We start from the raw sequence: 19,152 nt of genomic DNA on the forward strand, positions 1-19,152 counted from the left end.
GTCGGTTCTCCTTGTCCGGAAGGGTGGGTCAGGCCGCGACGCGGGCGTGCAGGGCGGTCACGACATCGCGGGCCGAGGTGAAGGCCCCGTGCTGCCAGGCGATCGCGTTGGACAGGTGGTCCCCGGCGAAATACACCCGCTCGACCGGCGCGAGCAGCGTGGTGTACTCCGGTGTGGCCACGCCGCCGTGCGCGTCGCTGCCCGACCAGCCGACCCACGCGCCCTCGGAATACCGGGTGCGCCGCCAGCTGCCGGAGAACGCGGAGGCGATGTCGCGCCCGTACTTCTCGCCGTGGATCGCCGAGCCCTCCGCCACCGCCTTCGCCAATCGCTGCCGGTGCGTGAGGGATTCGAAGGCCTGGTGCCGTTTGCCGGTGTTGTAGTAGCCGACCACCACGCCGCGTTCGCCGTGGTAGTGGTCGTACGGGAACATGATCTGCGCGATGTCCTTGTCGGTATTGGTCGCGCCGCCGTAGATCCGGTCCTCCAGCTCCCACCAGCGCCGCGAGTACTCGATGCCGAGCTTGCCGGAGGACACCGGCACCGCCGCCTTCAACGCGGTCAGCACGTCGGCGGGCAGGTTGGTGGCCAGGCGCCCGACCAGATTCGGGGGCAGCGTGCAGATGCAGTAGTCGGCGTCGACGGCCTGCTTCGCGCCGTCGCGGGTGTACTCGACCCGGACCCCGCCCGGGGTGTTGCGCAGGGCCGAAACCTCGGCGCCGAAACGGATCCGGTCGTTGCCGATCGCGCGCTGGAAGGCGGTGTAGATGCGGTCCATGCCGCCGACCGGGGTCATCATCATCATGGCCTGGTCGTAGCCGAACTCGAAGCTGAAGTTGCGGCCCAGGCCACTGCGGAGGGTGTCGGACATGGCGAAGGGCTTGCGCTGGTCGCCGAAGTTCAGACCGGCGCCGGGCTCGGACGCGTAGCCGCGCCGGGTCGAGCCGAGATAGCGGCCGTCACTGGACAGATCGCCGAAATCGCGCAGGAACGACGCCAGCGCCTCCTTGTCGTCGCCGGTCAGCACGTCGTCGAGCGCGCCACGCGACGCGGCCTTCTGCAACAGCTCCGACAGATAGCCGTACATGTCGGCCTTCGCCGCGCGGTACTGCACCGACTGCCCGGAGATCGGCGTCGCGCTCTGGTAGTTGACCAGCGTGTTGGCGTTCTGATTGCCGAAGGGCTGGACGTCGACGCCGAGTTCGCGACAGTAGTCGAGGGTGATGTGGCCCTGCGGAATTCGCGTTGCCCCCAGGTTGAAGTAGTGCCCCTCGGCGAAGGTGCAGGTCTGGGTTTCGCCGTTGAGGTCGGTTTCGGTGGTGCCGTTGCGCACCGACCACACCCGCCCGCCCGGCCGCTTCCTGGCCTCGAGCACGGTGACGTCGTAGCCCGCCTTGCCCAATTCGTAGGCCGCACACAGCCCGGCGGGCCCACCACCGAGAATCACGACCGACGCGCCCGACCCCGACTTGCCGATGAGATCGCCCATGGCGGGGGACCGGAACGGCACCTGCGCGGTGGCGGGCGCGAGCCCCAGTGTCGACAGCGCGCCGTAGGCGAGGCCAGCGCCGCCGGTGACCCCGAGACTCTGCATGAATGATCTTCTGGTGACTGCCATGGGCCGCTCCGTCCGCTGATCCGCGATGTCCGTTCTGCGACAGTCTCGAAGGAGGGTGGGGCGGTGGCGCTACGCCGGGGAAAACGTTCACCGGTCGGCGAGTGAGAGGCGCGGCGGCCCGTTCTCACTCGTCGTGCGCCGACGGACTCACCACCGCAATATCGCCGAAACCCGGCCTGGTTAGGGTCGCCCGCACCGGCGGGCACGCGCCGCCGGCGTGGGAGGTGTGTGGTGACTGCTCTGGCCGACGCGGTCGCGAGGTCGTTCGCGGCGGACGAACCCGAGCGGCCCGCGGTGTCGCCGTTGCGCGCGCTGGGGCGCAGGCAGCTCTCGGGGGTCGCGCTGCTCGGGCAGTCGGTGGCCACGACCGCGCCCGCCGCCTCGATGGTGCTGCTGCCGGTCACCATGCTCACCCACAACGCGCTGCTGCCAGGGCTGGTCACCATCGTCGTCGCGACCGTTGTCGTCACCCTGATCGCGCACTGCCTGGCGCAATTCACGCGGCGGCTGTCCGCGGCGGGCGGGCTCTACACCTTCGTCAGTCACGGCGCCGGGCCACGCGCGGCGCTCACCTGCGGTGTCGGCATGCTCGTCAAATACCTGGGCAGCGCCGCGCTGACGATGTACCACGGCTCGCAGACCGTGCTGGCGCTGGCCGCGCAGCTCGGAATCAACGTGCGCGGCTGGGGGATCGGCGCGGTCTACCTCGGCATCGCGGTCCTGATCGGCGCCGTGCTGGTGCGCGGTGTGCGGTTCGCGGCGATCGCGATCCTGGCGGTCGAGGCGTGCTCGCTGAGCTTCATCATCGGCCTGATGCTGGTGTCGGGGCCCGCGGTGCCGGTCATCCCGGACGCGCCGAATGTGCCTGCGGTGCTGGCGATCGCGCTGTCGGCGTTGTTCGCGCTGGCCGGATTCGAGAGCGCGACGTTCTTCGCGCCGGAGACCCGGCGTCCGCTGGTGACGGTGACCCGCACCGTGCTGTGGACGCCGATCCTGTGCGGCGCGCTGTTCATCTTCGCGTCCTGGGCGGCCTGGTCCGGGCACGCGGGAGCGGTGGTCAACGCGTATCTGCACGGGACAGCCGGGGGATCGAGCCTGCTCGTGGTGATCCTGCTCGACGCGGGGCTCACCTGTTCGTGGCTCGGTTCGTCGATGGCGTCGTCGAATGCCGCGTCGCGGCTGGTCTATTCGATGAGCGTGGAGGGTGTGCTGCCGCGGGTGTTCGGGCGGGTGGGCGCGCGGCTGCGGACCCCGCACGTCGCGTTGCTCGCGATCATCGGCACGGTCACGGTCGTCGGCCTGCTGTTCGTGGCGCTGGACGGGGTGCCGCCGTCGGTGAAGACGGTCGTCCGGACCGCGCTCGCGCTGTCCTACATCCTGGTCGCGGTGGCCGCGGTGCTGTTCCTGGGCCGCATCGACGAACTGAGCCGACTGGACCGCTGCGCGGGGTGGGGCGCGAGCTCGGTACTCGCCGTCGTGCTCGTGTACCTGACGTTCTCCGACGCGCGGCACGGTGTCGTCGCCGCGCCCGCGCTGATCGTCGTCGTCCTGGCGATCGGCGCGTGCTGGTACCGCTATCTCCGGCTGACCCACCCCCGAAGTCTCACCGCCATCGGGGTTTTCGACAGTCCCGAATCGGTCGACGTGCTGCCGGGCGCCGGGGTGTTCGCCGTCAATGCCCGCGGCGCGATGGCCCTGGTCGGGGTGCCGCGGGCCGACCGTGGCGCACCGTGACGGCGGCGACCCGCCGGGACGGCCCGAGCGGACACGAGCCGCGCGCGGTCCAGAAGGCGCTCGCGCTGCTCGAAGCGGTGGCCCGGCTGGGCTCGGGGGCTACCGCGAAGGAGATCGCCACGCAGACCGGGATCGCCCCGGCGACGGCCTACCGATTGCTGAATCTGCTCGTCGCCGACGGCTATCTGGTGCGCATCGAGGACCTCTCGGGCTTCGCGCTCGGCCGCCGCACCCGCGAACTGGCCGGTGCCGCAGCCGAACCCGCGGACGACCACCATCGGGTGCTCGCCGAACTGCGCGCCCAGGTGCGCTTCGGCATCCACCTCGCCGCGTTCACCGGCCGCCGGATCCGGATGATCGACAGGGACCCCGATCACGAGCTGAGCGGGGAGAAGGTCCTGGTCCGGCATCCGCACGCGTCCGCGATCGGCAAGGTGCTGATGGCACAGCATCCCGAGCTCGCCGAGGGACCGCTACGCCGGGTGACGACCTTCACCATCACCTCCCCGGCCGAGCTCGCCGCGGAACTGCGGCGGGTCGGCGCGCGGGCTGTCGCCACCGAGGTGAACGAATGCCGGGTCGGCCGCAGCGCGGTCGCGGTGCCGGTGCGCGCGGCCGACGGCACCGTCGCGGGCGCGCTGGCGGCGATCGGCACGACCGGGCGGCTACCGGTGCACGACCGCGACCTCATCGACCTGCTCGCCGCGTCGGCCCAGCGGGTGCTGGTCCGGCCCGCACACCCCGCGGGAGCCGCCGGGGCGACTCCCGCGGGATGCGATCACTTCGCGTAGTCGTAGAACCCGCGGCCGGACTTGCGGCCGAGGCGGCCCGCGTCGACCATCCGGCGCAGCAGCGCGGGCGGGGCGAGGTGCGGCTCGGCGAACTCGGCGTACAGCGACTCCGAGGCGGCCAGGGCGATGTCGAGGCCGACGGTGTCGAGCAGGGTCAGCGGACCCATCGGGTAGCCGCAGCCGCCCTTCATGGCCGCGTCGATGTCCTCGGCGGTGGCGTAGCCGGTCTCGAGCATCCGGATCGCCGAGCACAGGTAGGGGATGAGCAGCGCGTTGACGATGAAGCCGGAGCGGTCACCGGCCTGCACGGTCATCTTGCCCAGGGTGTTCTTGGCGTAGTCGGTGACGGCCGCGGCCGCCTCCGGCGCGGTCACCAGGGTCGAGATGATCTCGACCAGCGGCATCACCGGCACCGGGTTGAAGAAGTGCACGCCCACGACGCGCTCGGGCCGCTCGGTGGCGCCCGCCACCTTGATCACCGGAATCGAGGAGGTGTTGGTGGCGAGGATGCCCTCGGGCTTGACGATCTTGTCGAGCTTGCTGAAGATGTCGGCCTTCACCGACTCGATCTCCGGCGCCGCCTCGATCACCAGGTCGCGGTCGGCGAACTCGTCGATGTCCAGGGTGACCCGCACGCGCGCGATCGCCGCGTCGGCCTCCTCCTGGGTGATCTTGCCGCGGGACACGCCCCGGCTGATCGAGCTCGCGATCCGCTGCTCGGCCGCCTCGGCGAACTCCGGCTTGGTCTCGAGCACGAGCACCTGGCTGCCCGCCTTGGCACATACCTCCGCGATGCCGGCACCCATGGTGCCGCCACCGATCACTCCGATCAACTCCACTGCAGAACTCCCAACATCGCATTGCCCTGGCTGTCCCGGGGATTATTTCACCCCGAGCTGGCACTGAGTGCCACAGGCTGTCGAAAGCGCTGGCCAACCGGGTCACGGACGCCGACCAGGCCGCCACCGGCTCGATGCTCGAGCGGTGGCGGCCCAGTGGGTTTCGGCTATCGGACCGGCGTCAGCTCCGGCTCGGCCGGTTCCCGCCGCCCGCGACCGAGGACCGAGTGCCGACGGCCGTAGGCGAAGTAGACCACGACACCGAGGGCCATCCAGATCACGAAGCGCAGCCACGTCTCGATCGAGAGGTTCACCATCAGCCACACGCACGCCAGCGCGCCGAGGATGGGAACCACCGGGACGAACGGGACCCGGAAGCCGCGCGGCAGGTCGGGACGGGTCCGGCGCAGCACCACCACGCCGACCGACACCAGCACGAAGGCCACCAGGGTGCCGATGTTGACCATCTCCTCCAGCGTGCCGAAGTCGACGAATCCGGCCAGCAGCGCGCAGACCACGCCGACGATCACGGTCAACCGGACGGGCGTGCCCTTCTTCCCGGTCTGCGCGAGGCCGCGGGGCAGCAGACCGTCGCGTGCCATGGCGAACAGCACCCGGGTCTGGCCGAGGAACATCACCATCACCACCGTCGACAGACCGGCCAGCGCGCCGATCGCGATGATGTTCTTCACCCAGGTCGCGCCGTGGATGGCGAAGGCCGTCGCGAGGGTCGCGTTGCCGTCGGCCAGCGCGGTGTAGGGCACCATGCCGGTCAGGATCAGCGAGACGGCGATGTAGAGCACCGTCACGATCGCGAGCGAGCCCAGGATGCCGCGCGGGATGTCGCGCTGCGGGTTGCGGGTCTCCTCGGCGGTGGTGGCGACCACGTCGAAGCCGATGAAGGCGAAGAACACCAGGCTGGCCGCGGCGAGCAGGCCGTACCAGCCGTAGCTGGTGCCACCGGAACCGGTGAGGAAGGCGAACAGCGACTGCCGCAGTCCCTCGGCCTTCTCCGACGGCGCCGACGGCGGGATGTACGGGGTCAGGTTCGAGGGCTTGAAGTAGGTCGCGCCGACCACCAGCACCAGCGCGATCACGCCCAGCTTGATCGCGACGGCGATGGCCGACACCCGCGAGGACAGCTTGGTCCCGGTGGCCAGCAGCACACCGACCACCGCGATGATCAGCACGGCGCCCCAGTCGAAGTGCAGCGAGCCGATCTGCACCACCGGCGCCGAGGACCCGAGCACATTGCCCAGATACTGCGACCACCCCTTGGCGACCACCGCGACCGCCAGCGCGAACTCCAGGATCAGATCCCAGCCGATGATCCAGGCGATGACCTCACCGAAGGTGGCGTAGGCGAAGGTGTAGGCGCTCCCGGCGACCGGCACGGTCGAGGCGAACTCGGCGTAACACAGCGCCGTCAGCCCGCAGGCGACCGCCGCGAACACGAAGGCGAGCGAGACCGCGGGGCCCGCCACCGTGCCCGCGGTGCGCGCGGTCAGGGTGAAGATGCCCGCGCCGATCACCACCGCGACACCGAAGATGGTCAGGTCCTTCGCCGTCAGATCCTTGCGCAGCTTGGCGTCCGGATCGTCGGTGTCCTTGATCGACTGTTCGACGGACTTGGTGCGGAACAGGCCGCTCGTGATCGTCATCAGAGCGACCGGGGGATGGCGTCGAGGCGGCGTTCGGCGAACCGGTTGGCGGCGGCGCCGGTCCCGATCCCCTCCGCCAGCGCGGCGGCGATGATCTCGCGGCAGCGCGGGTAGATGTCGGCGACCTCGGCCTCGACCTCGGCCGGGGCGGCGGCGCGCAACTCGCCCGCCACCTGGATGAGCCCGCCACCGTTGGCCACGAAATCGGGCACCCAGGTGATGCCGCGGTCGGTCAGCGCCTGTTCTACGTCGGGGGTGGCGAGCTGGTTGTTGGCCGCGCCGCAGATCAGCTTGGCCTCGATCGTCGGCGCGCTCGCCGCGGTGAGCGTGGCGCCCATCGCGCACGGGGCGTACACATCGACCGGCGCGGTGGCCACCGTCGACAGCAGCCGTACCGCGGGCTGTTCGTCGGCGATGCGCCGCAGCGCGGCCTCGTTCACGTCGGTGACGCAGACCTCGGCGCCGTCGGCCAGCAGCAGCGCGGTGAGCTCGCGGCCCACCTTGCCGACGCCCTCGACACCGACCGTGCGACCGGCCAGTGTCGGTGCGCCCCAGACGGACTCGGCACCGGCGCGCATGGCGTGGAAGACGCCGAGCGCGGTCAGCCGGGCGCTGTCCCCGCTGCCGCCCGCGGCGACGCTGCGGCCGGTGACGTAGCGGGTGTGCCTGCCGATGACATCGAGGTCGTCGGTGTTCGTGCCCACGTCGCCCGCGGTGATGTAGCGGCCGCCCAGGGTTTCCACGAAGCGGGCGTAGGCGGTGAGCAGCTCCGTGCTCTTCATGGTCGCCGGATCGCCGATGATCACCGCCTTGCCGCCGCCGAGGTCGACGCCGGCCGCCGCGGCCTTGTAGGTCATGCCCCACGACAGCCGCAGCACGTCCTGCAACGCCGCGGATTCGTCGGCGTAGGGGTAGAAGCGGGTGCCGCCCAGGGCCGGGCCGAGCGCGGTCGAGTGGATGGCGATGATCGCCTTCAGCCCCGACCTGTCGTCCTCGCAGAACACCACCTGCTCGTGGGCGCGGGCGCTCAACTCGTGCGATCGGCCGAAGACTCCCGCTTCGGTGTGCGCAACGGTCACTGTCGATTCCTTTCGATGGCCGCGCACCACGGGTTGTGCCGGGTGCGACGGTGTTGTGGTGCCGCGGGTGTGCGGCGGTGGGGTGCACCACGGTGTCGTGATGCGCTGGGCGCGTGGCGGTGTGATCGGCACCGTCACGCGCGACGGGTGTCGCGGTGCCACCGAAGTGGCGGCGCCGCAGGGTGTTTCGTCAGTACTCGATGCCGAGCTCGCGCAGTCCGGTCCGGTACAGCTCGACATTGGCGAGCTTGATGTCCTCGTAGCCGCGCACCACGTCGGGCAGGGCGGCGGCCGCGATGGCGGTGTCGTAGTTCTCCGGGCGCAGCTCCTCGGCCAGCCGCCCCACCATGGCGGTGTAGTGGGCCAGCAGTTCCCGCTCGACCTTGCGGACGTGCGCGTAGCCGAAGGGGTCGAGCTTGGTGCCGCGCAGGAACTTGCCCTTGGCCAGCACCTTCAGCGCCACATGGGATTTCGGCGCGAGACCGATCTTCTTGCGCCTGCCCATGGCCCGCAGGACCGGCGGATGCAGCTTGTAGGTGAGCTTCTCGCCACCGGGGACCTGGGCCCGCACCTCGTCCAGGAATGCCGGGTCGACCAGCAGCCGGGCCACCTCGTACTCGTCCTTGTAGGCGGTGAACTTGTAGAGCCCGCGCGCCACCGCCTCGCTGAAGTCGGTGCGGTCGGTGATCTTGCGCTCCGCCGCCCAGGCGAGTTCGACGGTCTCGATGTAGCGCCGGGCCACCTCGGCGTTCTGGTAGCCGATCAGGTTCGCCGCGCGCAGCTCCATTAGCCGCCGCACCTCGCCGTCGAAGTCGGTGTGCGCCAGCAGTTCCAGCGGCACCCGTGGGGGAGTGCGCTGCGGCTGCCCCTCATCGACCGCCGCGGCGAACGCGGCCGGATCGGCGACGGCGACCCGCCCCCACCGGAAGGCCGCGATATTGGCGTCCACCGCAACCCCGTTGATCCCGATGGACTCCTCGATCGCCGCCACCGGCAGCCGCAGCCCACCGGACTGCACGGCCGCGCCGACGATCAGGAAGTTGGCCGCCGCGGTGGTGCCGAACAGGGTCTGCGCCGCGGCGAGGGCGTCGAAGTGGTGCGTCGAGTGCGACACCGCGGCGATCCGATCCAGCAGCGTCTCGGTGGCGGGGTAGGCCACCGACTTGTCGTAGACCATGTCGCCGGTCGGGGTCTGGCTGGTCGAGGCCACGGCCACCGTGCGGGCCACGTCGCCGTACTGCAGGTACCGCGCTTCGGTGGCGGTGAGCAGGTCGACGGCGAGCAGGCAGTCCGCGCTGCCCGGGGTGAGCCGGTTGGCCGGTTCCAGCTCCGTGCCGGAGAACCGCAGGTGCGAGACCACCGGACCGGCCTTCTGGCTCATCCCGATCTGGTCCAGGCTCTCCACCTCGTACCCGGCCCGCAGGGCGGCGGTGGCCAGCACCTGGTTCACCGTCACGATGCCGGTGCCGCCGATGCCGGCGATCAGCACGTTCTGGGTGCGCTGCGGTGCGCCCAGTCCGGGGTCGGCGACCGCGGGCGGTTCGGTCGCCTTGCGGCGCTTGGTCTTTCGCTTCGTGTCCGGCACCGTCTCCACGGTGACGAACGACGGGCAGTCGCCGTCGAGGCAGCTGTAATCGGTATTGCACGAGGTCTGATCGATGCGGGTCTTGCGTCCGAACTCGGTGTCGACCGGCTGCACCGACAGGCAGTTCGACTTGGTGCCGCAGTCGCCGCAGCCCTCGCAGACCGCCTCGTTGATGACCACCCGGGTGTTGCGGACCGGCAGCGTGCCGCGCTTGCGCTGCCTGCGCGCGTCGGCGGCGCAGTGCTGGTCGTAGATGAGCACGGTGACGCCCTCGATCTCGCGCAGCGTTCGCTGGGCCTCGTCGAGCCGGTCGCGGTGCCACAGCAGCGTGCCCTTGGCGAGCGAGCGCTTGCGATGGCGGCGCGGCTCGTCGGCGCAGATGATGATCTGCCGCACGCCCTCGGTGGTGAGCTTGTGGGTCAGCTGCGCGACGGTGAGCATGCCCTCCGCGTCCTGGGCGCCGGTCATCGCGACGACTTCGTTGTAGAGCAGCTTGTAGGTGATGTTCACCCCGGCCGCGACACACGCCTGCACGGCCAGCTGCCCGGAGTGGAAGAAGGTGCCGTCGCCGATGTTCTGGAACAGGTGCGGCACGTCGGTGAACGGCGCCTGCCCGATCCACTGGCTGCCTTCGCCGCCCATCTGGGTCAGCCCGGTGACCGCGCTGTCGGCGCGCCCGGACAGGGTCACCAGCGTGTGGCAGCCGATGCCACCGCCGCCGATCGAGCCGTCGGGCAGCGCGGTGGAGCGGTTGTGCGGGCAGCCGCTGCAGAAGTAGGGCGTCCGCTTGGCAGACAGGACCTCGAGCGGAAGTGCCGGTGGCGCCGCCCGTTTCAGCTCCACCCGGCCGCGCAGCACCCGGCGCAGCGGGGCGAGCAGCCGGCCCGCGGTGAGTTCGCCGTCCACCGGCATCAGCCGCGCGCCGCGCTCGTCGTGCTTGCCGAGGACGCGGGGCGCGTCCGGGGTGCCGTAGAGGATCTCGCGGATCTGGGTCTCGATGAACGCGGTCTTGTCCTCGACCACCACGACCTCGTCGAGACCCCGCGCGAACTCGGTGACCGCGGCCGCGCCGACGGGGTACGGCATGCCGATGCGCAGCAATCGGATACCGGCCCGGTGCATGGCCGCCTCGTCGACGCCCAGATCGAGCAGGGCCTGGCGGACCGCGTCGAACGTGGTTCCGGTGGCCGCGATACCGACCTTCGCCCCGGCCGGATCCACCTCGACGACGTCGAGCGCGTTGGCCGCCGAGTACGCCTGCACCATCGCCCAGCGCGGACCGTAGAGATCCGCCTCGGCCAGCACGCTGTCCGAGGGCGCCGCCATCGGCCGCTGCCGGTAGACGAACGGCCTGCCCTCCCACTGCAGTTCAGGCACCGTGACGGCGAGATCGGCCACGCTCGCGTCGACGGTCCAGGCACCGTCGGCGACATCGGCCACGATCTTCAGCGCCACCACACAGCCCGAGGCCCGCGACAGGGCGATGCCCCGCATGCCCAGGGTGATGATCTCCTCGGCATTGCGCGGGAACAGCACCGGTACACCCATGGCGGCCAGCGAGCGCTCGCTCACCGCGGGCACGGTCGACGACTTCGACGCCGGATCGTCGCCCACCAGCAGCAGCACGCCGCCGCGCGCGTTCACGCCGTACATGTTGGCGTGCCGGATCGCGTCGGTGGCGCGGTCGACGCCGGGCCCCTTGCCGTACCAGACGCCGACCACGCCGTCGTGGGTCGGCCGCCCGGCGGGCAGGTCGGCCTGGCTGCCCCAGACCGCGGTGGCGGCCAGTTCCTCGTTGAACCCGGGGACGAAGGTGATGTCGTGCTCGGCGCGCACCTCCGGCATGCCGAGCAGCATCTTGTCCACCCCGCCCAGCGGGCTGCCCTGATACCCCGAGACGAACGTCGCGACCCGGTGCCCCGCGCGCAGGTCGCGCACATGCTGTTCCACGAGCAGCCGCGCGATGGCCTGGACGCCCGTGAGCAGCACCGGCCCGGCTCCGGAGCGATAGCGATCGGCGAGGTCGTAGGGCGCGGCAGGCTCGGCCTGCGGCGCGGCGGTCGGACAGACGACGGTGGTCATGGACGCCTCACCACACTTTCCACAACCCAGATCGTGAGCTGCGCAACGAAGGAACTTGCAATCGGTGCAGCGAAATGTGCCGTGGAGGGGTGAGGGGTGTCAACAGTCAGTCGAAAAGTTGATCAGTCTGCTCAAAAGTGATCTGGGCCACTGGGGTGGATGTGCCAATCTGCTCGAGTGGAGAGACCTGCGTCACATCACGGCTGATTCGGCCGGTGGGTCAGATGATCGACCAGCGGCAGGCTCCGGTAACCGATCGGCGTGGCCAGCGCGAGCATGGTCTCGGTGTGGTTCACGCCGTCGATGGCGTGCACCCGCTGGATGATCTCCAGCAGATCCTGCTGTGACCGCGCCGCGATCCGGACCAGCAGATCGGCGCGCCCGGTGGTGGCGTGCACCTCGAGCACGTGCGGGAAGCCGCGCAGCGTCTCGATGATCGGGTCCATCTTGTTCTGATCGAGTTCGACCCCGAGGAAGGCGTGCACGGCGAAGCCGATCGCCTGCACATCGATATCGGGCGGATAGCCCCGCACCGCGCCCGAGGACTCGAGCCGCTTCATGCGTGCCTGCACCGTATTGCGGGCGATCCCGAGCCGCTGGGCCAATTCGAGGATCGGCGCCCGCGGGTCCGCGGCCAGTTCGGCCAGCAAGGCGGCATCGAGTGCGTCGAACTTGATGGTCATGCCGCATTGTGGCACGGCGGTCCGCGTGCTTCCCCGGGGTCGGGGCGCGGGGTTACCGTTGATGATGGCCGAATCTGCTGACGTCATCGTCGTCGGAGCCGGACTCGCCGGATTGGTCGCCACGGCGGAGCTGGTCGATGCGGGTAAGCGGGTGCTCATCGTCGAGCAGGAGAACGCCGGAAATGTCGGCGGACAGGCATTCTGGTCCTTCGGCGGACTGTTCCTGGTGAACAGTCCGGAGCAGCGCAGGGTCGGGATCAAGGACTCCTACGACCTGGCCTGGCAGGACTGGCTGGGCAATGCCGGATTCGACCGCGAGCGCGAGGATCGATGGCCGCGGGAGTGGGCGCGGGCCTATGTCGAATTCGCCGCCGGCGAAATGCGCGGCTGGCTGGCCGACCGCGGCTGGAAGTCGTTCCCGATCGTCGCCTGGGCCGAACGGGGCGGCTACGGCGCCGACGGGCCCGGCAATTCGGTGCCGCGTTTCCACGTCACCTGGGGCACCGGGCCCCGGATCGTCGAGATCATCGAGTCCCGGGTGCGCGACGGCGTGGACCGGGGTCTGGTGACCTTCGCGTTCCGCCATCAGGTCGACGAACTCGTCGTCACCGGCGGCGCGGTCACCGGGGTGCGTGGCACCGTCCTCGAACCCTCCGACGCGGCGCGCGGTGTCGCGTCGTCCCGGAAGGCGGTGGGGGAGTTCGAGTTCGGCGCGCAGGCCGTGATCGTCACCTCCGGCGGCATCGGGCACAACCCGGAGCTGATCCGCCGGAACTGGCCGACGGGCGCGGGGCGCGTGCCCGAGCACATGCTGGCCGGGGTGCCCGCGCACGTGGACGGGCGGATGCTGGAGATCTCCGAGCGCGTCGGCGCGAGCGTGATCAACCGCGACCGCATGTGGCACTACACCGAGGGCATCGTCAACTACGACCCGGTCTGGCCGAATCACGGCATCCGCGTCGCGCCCGGACCGTCCTCGCTCTGGCTGGACGCGACCGGCACCCGGCTGCCGCCCCCGCTGTTCCCCGGCTTCGACACGCTCGGCTCGATGCAATACATCAATCGCACCGGTTTCGACTACACCTGGCTGGTCCTGGATCAGCGGATCATCGAGAAGGAGTTCGCGCTCTCCGGTCAGGAGCAGAACCCCGACCTGACCGGCCGCAACATCCGGCTGCTGCTGGAACGGGTGAAGAAGGGTGCCCCCGGACCGGTCGAGGCGTTCAAGCGTAAGGGCGTCGATTTCGTCGTCGAGGACGGACTCGACGACCTGGTCCGCCGGATGAACGAACTCGCCGGTGACGATGTGCTCGATGTCGCGAGCGTGCGGCGCGAGGTGACCTCGCGAGACCGTGAACTCGACAACCCCTTCGGCAAGGATCTCCAGCTCGCGGCGATCCGCGCGGCCCGTGCCTACCGTCCCGACAAGATCATCCGGGTGGCCGCGCCGCACCGGCTGCTCGATCCCGCGGCGGGCCCGCTGATCGCCGTCCGCCTGCACCTGCTCACCCGGAAGACGCTGGGCGGCTTGGAAACCGACCTGTCGTCGCGGGTGCGGGGCCGGGACGGCGCGGCGGTCGACGGCTTGTACGCCGCCGGTGAGGTCGCGGGCTTCGGCGGCGGCGGGGTGCACGGCTACCGCGCGCTGGAAGGCACCTTCCTGGGTGGGTGCATCTTCTCCGGACGGGCCGCGGGCCGGGCGGTCGCCGCCCGGGTGTGAGGACCGCCCGCCGCGCAATAGTCTTGTGCGCCAGTGTCCGTGGTCATCGGGTGATTCCTCGATGGGGGTCGAGACGTGGATCTTGACGCACGGAGATCGAGCGCATATTTTGGGCTGCGGACTTTTGAGGCGAGGGGGAAAGAACACTGGAGTCCGCGCTCGTCGTCCCGCTGAATCGGGAAATTCTTTTGGTTGCGCAAGCGTACGTTCGGCGCGATTTCGACGTAGCTCACGACGAACTCGATAGGTGGCACAGCTAACTATTCCGGCACGGCATCGAGGGCTCGATCAGTCTGGTGGCCAACCGGTTTCGTTCCTCGCTGCCCGGCGTCGCGCGTCCGGCCGGTGACCTGCCGTGTATCGCCACGCGCCTATTCGCCGCATCGCTCGGTTTTATTCTCGGAGGTTGAAGAACAATGTGTGGAATTGTCGGATGGGTCGATTTCGCGAGTGATCTCGAAACGCAACGCCCGGTAGTGGAGCGCATGACCGAGACGATGCGCTGGCGCGGACCGGACGCCGGTGGCGTATGGATTTCCCGGCACGCCGCCCTCGGCCACCGTCGCTTGTCGGTCATCGATATCGAAGGCGGCGTTCAGCCGATGGTCCGCGATGATGTCGCGTTGACCTACAGCGGCGAGATCTACAATTTCCGCGAATTGCGGCGGGAATTGGAAGGCGCCGGTCACCGGTTCACCACCAAGAGCGACACCGAGGTGGTGCTGCGCGCCTACCTCGAGTGGGGCGTCGCGTGCGTCGAGCGGTTCAACGGCATGTTCGGGTTCGCCCTCTGGGACGGACGCAGCGAGGAACTGCTGCTCGTGCGGGACCGGGTGGGCGTCAAACCCGTCTACTACTACCCGACCGCCGACGGCATCCTGTTCGGCTCCGAGCCGAAGGCGATTCTCGCGAACCCGGCGGCGAAGCGGAAGGTCGACCTCGACGGCTTCGCCAATTTCCTTGTCCTGCAGGCGAATGTGGCCGGGCACACCCCGTTCGACGGTCTGCTGGAATTGCAGCCGGGTGAATTCCTGCGGGTCGGCAGGTCGGGGATCGAGCGCACTCGCTACTACCAGCTGACCGCGCGCCCGCACGAGGACGACCTCGACACCACGGTGGAGACGGTGCGCGCGCTGCTGGCCGACATCGTCGAGCGTCAGCTGGTGTCCGACGTGCCGATCGGCACGCTGCTCTCCGGCGGCATCGACTCGAGCCTGCTGACCGCGCTGGCGACCCGCTCGAACACCGCGGCCGATGTGGTGCGGTCGTTCTCCATCGATTTCGTCGGGCACGCCGACTTCTTCGAGACCTCGGCCGACATCCTGCGCGCGACCGAAGACGCGCCCTTCATCCGCGAGGTGGTCGACTACGTCGGCTGCCGGCACGAAGGCATCGATGTGGCGACCGCCGCGCTGTGCGACCCCGAGGTGCGCCGCCGGGTGCTGACGGCCTGGGACCTGCCGAACCACCTGGGCGACATGGACGTCTCGCTGTATCTGCTGTTCCAGGCGGTGCGGGAGCGCTGCACGGTGGCGATCTCCGGGGAGGGTGCCGACGAGGTGTTCGGCGGCTATCCCTGGCTGCACGACGAGAAGGTCCTCGACGTGCCGATCTACCCGTGGATGTCGTTCCAGCTGCTGCAGGGCACACCGTCGACGTTCAGCCTGTTCGACGGTGGTGTCGTGGCGCGCACCGGCCTGTTCGAGCGCATCGGCGCCATGTACGCGCAGGGCATCGCCGAAGCGCCCCGCCTGGACGGTGAATCGCCGCTGGACGCGCGGATGCGCGCGGCCAACTACCTCGACCTCACCCGCTTCATGCGCCCGCTGCTCGACCGCAAGGACCGCATGAGCATGGCGGTCGGCCTCGAGGTCCGCGTCCCGTTCTGCGACCACCGCCTGATCGACTACGTCTTCAACGTGCCGTGGTCGATGAAGCAGCGCCCCGGCGAGAGCAAGTGGCTGCTGCGCGCCGCCGCGGGCGACCTGCTGCCCGACGCGGTGCGCAACCGCCCGAAGTCCGTCTTCCCGGCCACCCTGGACACCGGCTACGACGACATGCTGCGCAAGGGCCTCAACGAGGTGCTGACCGGCGCCGACGAGCCGATCCGCGAGTTCCTGAACATCGACGCGGCCACCGCGATCGTCGACGGCACCGACCCCGCCAGCGGCTCATGGGCCCGGCTCCGCACCGAGAGCATCCTGCGCGCCAACGCCTGGATCAAGGAGTACGACGTCGACATGAGTCCGCTGAGCTGACCCGCGATCACGCTCGCCGGAGGTCGGGAGCCCCACCGCTTCATCGAAACTGATAGTTTCGTAACTAGTCATGGACACCACCAGTACCTGGGACGACCAGCTCAAAGCGGTCGGTTCGGGGCAAGCGGTGATCGCAGCCGTGGCCGAATCCGCCCCCGCCGTGCGGGCCTTCGTCCAGTCCATGGTCGCCCCTTACCCTGCGGAGGAAATGGGCGCACAATGATTGCGTAGTGCGGCTTCACGATTTCCGGCCGGCGGGTGGCCAAATGCTCGCCGGGAAGATTCGGGCGGGCATCCTCCGTGATGGCACGTCCTCGTATCGGGTTGTGACGACTGGATTCCCCGGCGGCTTCGCTGTCGGCTCGTCACATCATGCTGAACGCCGGGCGCGGCGAATGCCTCCCGTAGCGACTACGAGCCCCATCGCTGGTTCGGCGCATCTACTGGATAGGAAACGCCATGTCAGAGCAGAACAAGGCGGCGGCCAAGCGCCTCTTCGACGCGTGGAACGCGAGAGACCTCGATGTCTTCGACGAGGTGATCGCCGACGACGCCCTCAACCACGATCCCCAGAACCCGTTCGCCGAGGTCCACGGGCCCGACGGCCTCAAACGACTCGCGCAGATGTACCTCGCCGCGTTCTCGGATCAACGTTTCCTGGTCAACGAGCAGATCGCCGAGGGCGACTTCGTCACCACCCGATGGACGGGAACCGGGCACAATGACGGCGAGATGATGGGCATGCAGGCCACCGGGAAATCGGCAGTCGTTCAGGGAATTACGATCAATCGCTTCCGGGACGGCAAGATCGTCGAGAGCTGGGCGTGCTGGGACACGCTCGGCATGATGCAGCAACTCGGCGTCGTCCAGGCGGCGCACTCCGCGACAACCTGACAGTCTTCGACCGGGCGGGCGCGTTGTTTCCGCGCCCGCCGGTTCGTCAGTGCCGAGCGTGCCGGGTGTCGTACCACTGATCACCGGCGGGCTCACCGGCCAGATTCCAGCTCCAGGACTCTGTCGGGGTGATGCGCAGGTAGTACCCCGGACCCACGATGCCCGTCCGCTCGACGGGCGGTTCGGCATGACCGTAGACGCGCACGCACCGCGCGATGAACGGGTCGAGCGAGACCAGGTCGTCGACGACCAGCGCCACCTCGGCATTGCCCGAAGCGACATTGCGCTCCGTGAAGCCCATACGATCGCATTATTCCGCATCAGGGAATCGAATCGAAGGAGTGGAATGCGTATCGGGGTGTCCGGCCCACACGGAACCGGCAAGACGACACTGGTTCACGAACTGTGTTCCCGCTTCACCGAACTCACCCCGATCGAAGAACCGTACGTCCTCCTCGAGGAAGACGGCCACGACTTCGAATACCCACCATCACACGCCGACTACCGAGCCCAACTGACCCGCTCGATCCACCTCCTGACCACCGAGCCCGACGGTTCCGTCTTCGACCGCACCCCCTTGGACTTCCTGGCCTACCTGTCAGCGACGGGCCTCGACATCGAATTCACCACCGACACCGCCGCACTCGAAATCGCCTTGGCCACACTGGATCTCCTGATCATCGTGCCCATAACCCCCGACGCCGACCGACTCCTGCCCCCGGCGGAAATGCCCGGCCTCCGCCGCACGGTCAACGACACCCTCCTCGAGCTCGCCTACACCGACCCACTGCACCTCCTAGCGGATATCCCGATAATCGAGCTGACCGTCCCGCTGCCTGATCGAGTTGAATCAATCGCCGCCACGATCCGATAGCGCCGCGCAGCCCGATACGGCCGTTCTGTCGACTCCGACCGCCGCCCCCACATCGACCGCGACTCGACATCGAACAACTGGTACCGGGAACCGGCGCCCGGAGTTCAGTTCCGCGGTCGATGGACGGGAAGCCCGCCGAGAAGGAACAGCAGCGCCACGCTGATCACCGCTGTTTGGTTGAGTAGTCCAGCGATCGGGTCGCCGAGATCGCGGGTGAGGATCATCCGAAAAGCTCCGCCGACTACAAGGGCGGCGACAACGCTCGCGGCCACGATCCTGCTTGTCGTCCATCGCTTCTGCGTGGTGCCCGGCGCGCCTGGCGCTGACTCGGTAGCCGCCACGGCGACGAGCCAGAGCAGCGCGGCGATCACGCCGGTCAGACCGAACAGTTTCTCCGCCGCGAGGTCGTTCCAATTCCCGCTCACGATCAATCGGACCGTCGCGGCCAGGTAGAGACCGACCACGACGACTGCGGCGCCCTTGCGCCACTGCGCCCAGAGGCTGTGCGGACCTTCGGATTCCGCCGACATGTACTGCTCTGTCATGGCGTCACGATCCCATGGAAGAGACATTCGCGCTGACCAGATTTCGGTGACCCGTGACAGTTCGATCCCGACGGGTGCACCGTGACCGATTATCTGGCAGGAATGGAACCCATGAGCGATGAGTACTCGATCGACTTCGACTCGTCCGGCACCGGAGACGACTATCAGGTATTGCCGGACGGCCGGGTTCCGTTGTGGGTGTTGCTCACGGTGGGCGACGACGCGCACTGTGTCACGCCGTGGCACACGTCTGCGGCCCCGCTGGTCCTGTCGGCGACCGTGATCGGCCACGACTGCGATATTCCGGCGGGGGAAGTCATCGGCCGCGAGTTCACCGCGGGCTGACGCGGAGGCCGTCATCGGGGACCTGGAGCGGGTCGGCTTCGCCTGTCACGAGGCGGGGAGGAGCTTCTTGCGGGGGTATATCGGGCTCCGGATCGACCACGGTCCGGCCCTGGTCATCGCCGGGGAGCTGGTCCGGAGCTGGACGTCCTTCGATCCCTCCGTCGTCGGCACCGCCCGCGACGCGGACGTGGCCCGGCGATGTGCGGAGGTGGCCGGTGCCGATCTGGTCCCGATCGGGGTGGACAGCTTTCATCTGACGCTGTACTCGGGGAGCGATGGAAGGTTCTACGCGGGGTTCGATTCGTCGGTCTATCGCTACGCGGACGATGTCAGCGCGATGTTCTCGATGATGAAGGAGGGAATTCGGCCGATAGTGCTGGGGGAGTGGGTGATTCGATGATCGGGCGCTTGTGGCGCTCGGGACATACGGACCGGCCGCGAGGT

17 protein-coding genes are annotated in these 19,152 nt (G+C 69.1%); 9 read left to right on the forward strand and 8 right to left on the reverse strand.

What is annotated here, in order from left to right; translation table 11 throughout:
• Window positions 1-28: 28 nt before the first annotated feature.
• Window positions 29-1,594: a flavin monoamine oxidase family protein gene (locus tag ACFVW6_RS30610; protein WP_378832492.1), complete on the reverse strand. Its 1,566-nt coding sequence runs from the start codon at window positions 1,592-1,594 to the stop codon at window positions 29-31.
• A gap of 255 nt (window positions 1,595-1,849) precedes the next feature.
• On the opposite strand from ACFVW6_RS30610, the gene ACFVW6_RS30615 reads away from it, so the two are divergent.
• Both ACFVW6_RS30615 and ACFVW6_RS30620 read left to right on the forward strand, forming a co-directional pair.
• Window positions 1,850-3,352 (forward strand): APC family permease, encoded by a 1,503-nt coding sequence (locus tag ACFVW6_RS30615; RefSeq protein ID WP_378832379.1) that lies wholly within the window; start codon window positions 1,850-1,852, stop codon window positions 3,350-3,352.
• Window positions 3,349-4,143: an IclR family transcriptional regulator gene (locus ACFVW6_RS30620; protein ID WP_378832376.1), complete on the forward strand. Its 795-nt coding sequence runs from the start codon at window positions 3,349-3,351 to the stop codon at window positions 4,141-4,143. The genes ACFVW6_RS30615 and ACFVW6_RS30620 overlap by 4 nt, the downstream gene beginning before the upstream one ends.
• Here ACFVW6_RS30620 and ACFVW6_RS30625 read toward each other — a convergent pair.
• From ACFVW6_RS30625 to ACFVW6_RS30645, 5 genes are all read right to left on the reverse strand, one after another.
• Window positions 4,131-4,982, reverse strand: coding sequence for a 3-hydroxybutyryl-CoA dehydrogenase (locus tag ACFVW6_RS30625; protein WP_357343983.1), 852 nt, complete (start codon window positions 4,980-4,982; stop codon window positions 4,131-4,133). The two genes, ACFVW6_RS30620 and ACFVW6_RS30625, sit on opposite strands and share 13 nt — an antisense overlap.
• 167 nt (window positions 4,983-5,149) lie before the next feature.
• Window positions 5,150-6,643: an amino acid permease gene (locus ACFVW6_RS30630; protein WP_357343985.1), complete on the reverse strand. Its 1,494-nt coding sequence runs from the start codon at window positions 6,641-6,643 to the stop codon at window positions 5,150-5,152.
• Window positions 6,643-7,722, reverse strand: a complete 1,080-nt coding sequence (locus ACFVW6_RS30635; protein WP_378832372.1) for a Glu/Leu/Phe/Val dehydrogenase dimerization domain-containing protein — start codon at window positions 7,720-7,722, stop codon at window positions 6,643-6,645. Before ACFVW6_RS30635 ends, ACFVW6_RS30630 begins: the two co-directional genes overlap by 1 nt.
• A gap of 190 nt (window positions 7,723-7,912) precedes the next feature.
• Complete coding sequence (locus ACFVW6_RS30640) at window positions 7,913-11,389, reverse strand: indolepyruvate ferredoxin oxidoreductase family protein (RefSeq protein WP_378832370.1); 3,477 nt, start codon at window positions 11,387-11,389, stop codon at window positions 7,913-7,915.
• Window positions 11,390-11,586: 197 nt separating this feature from the next.
• Window positions 11,587-12,072 (reverse strand): Lrp/AsnC family transcriptional regulator, encoded by a 486-nt coding sequence (locus ACFVW6_RS30645; protein WP_218719333.1) that lies wholly within the window; start codon window positions 12,070-12,072, stop codon window positions 11,587-11,589.
• Window positions 12,073-12,136: 64 nt separating this feature from the next.
• Here ACFVW6_RS30645 and ACFVW6_RS30650 point away from each other — a divergent pair, with 64 nt between their 5' ends.
• The 4 genes from ACFVW6_RS30650 (at window position 12,137) to ACFVW6_RS30665 (ending at window position 16,944) form a co-directional block, all read left to right on the forward strand.
• Window positions 12,137-13,792, forward strand: a complete 1,656-nt coding sequence (locus ACFVW6_RS30650; RefSeq protein ID WP_378832366.1) for an FAD-binding dehydrogenase — start codon at window positions 12,137-12,139, stop codon at window positions 13,790-13,792.
• Between the two features lie 416 nt (window positions 13,793-14,208).
• Entirely contained in the window at window positions 14,209-16,050 is a 1,842-nt protein-coding gene (asnB, locus tag ACFVW6_RS30655) for an asparagine synthase (glutamine-hydrolyzing) (RefSeq protein WP_378832363.1), read from the forward strand.
• 70 nt (window positions 16,051-16,120) lie between these two features.
• Window positions 16,121-16,273 carry a hypothetical protein gene (locus tag ACFVW6_RS30660; RefSeq protein ID WP_378832361.1) on the forward strand — a complete coding sequence of 51 codons (153 nt, stop codon included), beginning with the start codon at window positions 16,121-16,123 and terminating at the stop codon, window positions 16,271-16,273.
• 236 nt (window positions 16,274-16,509) lie between these two features.
• Complete coding sequence (locus ACFVW6_RS30665) at window positions 16,510-16,944, forward strand: ester cyclase (RefSeq protein ID WP_355284433.1); 435 nt, start codon at window positions 16,510-16,512, stop codon at window positions 16,942-16,944.
• A gap of 46 nt (window positions 16,945-16,990) precedes the next feature.
• Here ACFVW6_RS30665 and ACFVW6_RS30670 read toward each other — a convergent pair whose 3' ends face one another.
• Entirely contained in the window at window positions 16,991-17,245 is a 255-nt protein-coding gene (locus ACFVW6_RS30670) for a hypothetical protein (protein ID WP_378832359.1), read from the reverse strand.
• Window positions 17,246-17,290: 45 nt separating this feature from the next.
• Between ACFVW6_RS30670 and ACFVW6_RS30675 the strand changes: the two genes are divergently transcribed.
• Complete coding sequence (locus ACFVW6_RS30675) at window positions 17,291-17,818, forward strand: AAA family ATPase (RefSeq protein WP_378832357.1); 528 nt, start codon at window positions 17,291-17,293, stop codon at window positions 17,816-17,818.
• A 104-nt stretch (window positions 17,819-17,922) separates the two neighbouring features.
• Here the strand turns inward: ACFVW6_RS30675 and ACFVW6_RS30680 are convergent, their stop codons facing one another.
• Window positions 17,923-18,363 carry a hypothetical protein gene (locus tag ACFVW6_RS30680; protein ID WP_378832355.1) on the reverse strand — a complete coding sequence of 147 codons (441 nt, stop codon included), beginning with the start codon at window positions 18,361-18,363 and terminating at the stop codon, window positions 17,923-17,925.
• 111 nt (window positions 18,364-18,474) lie between these two features.
• On the opposite strand from ACFVW6_RS30680, the gene ACFVW6_RS30685 reads away from it, so the two are divergent.
• A complete protein-coding gene (locus tag ACFVW6_RS30685) occupies window positions 18,475-18,708 on the forward strand; it encodes a hypothetical protein (RefSeq protein ID WP_378832352.1) in 234 nt (77 codons plus the stop codon).
• 22 nt (window positions 18,709-18,730) lie between these two features.
• Complete coding sequence (locus ACFVW6_RS30690; RefSeq protein ID WP_387793453.1) at window positions 18,731-19,108, forward strand: SUKH-3 domain-containing protein; 378 nt, start codon at window positions 18,731-18,733, stop codon at window positions 19,106-19,108.
• Window positions 19,109-19,152: the final 44 nt, after the last annotated feature.

Source organism: Nocardia sp. NPDC058244 (genome assembly GCF_042882065.1).
GTDB lineage: Bacteria > Actinomycetota > Actinomycetes > Mycobacteriales > Mycobacteriaceae > Nocardia.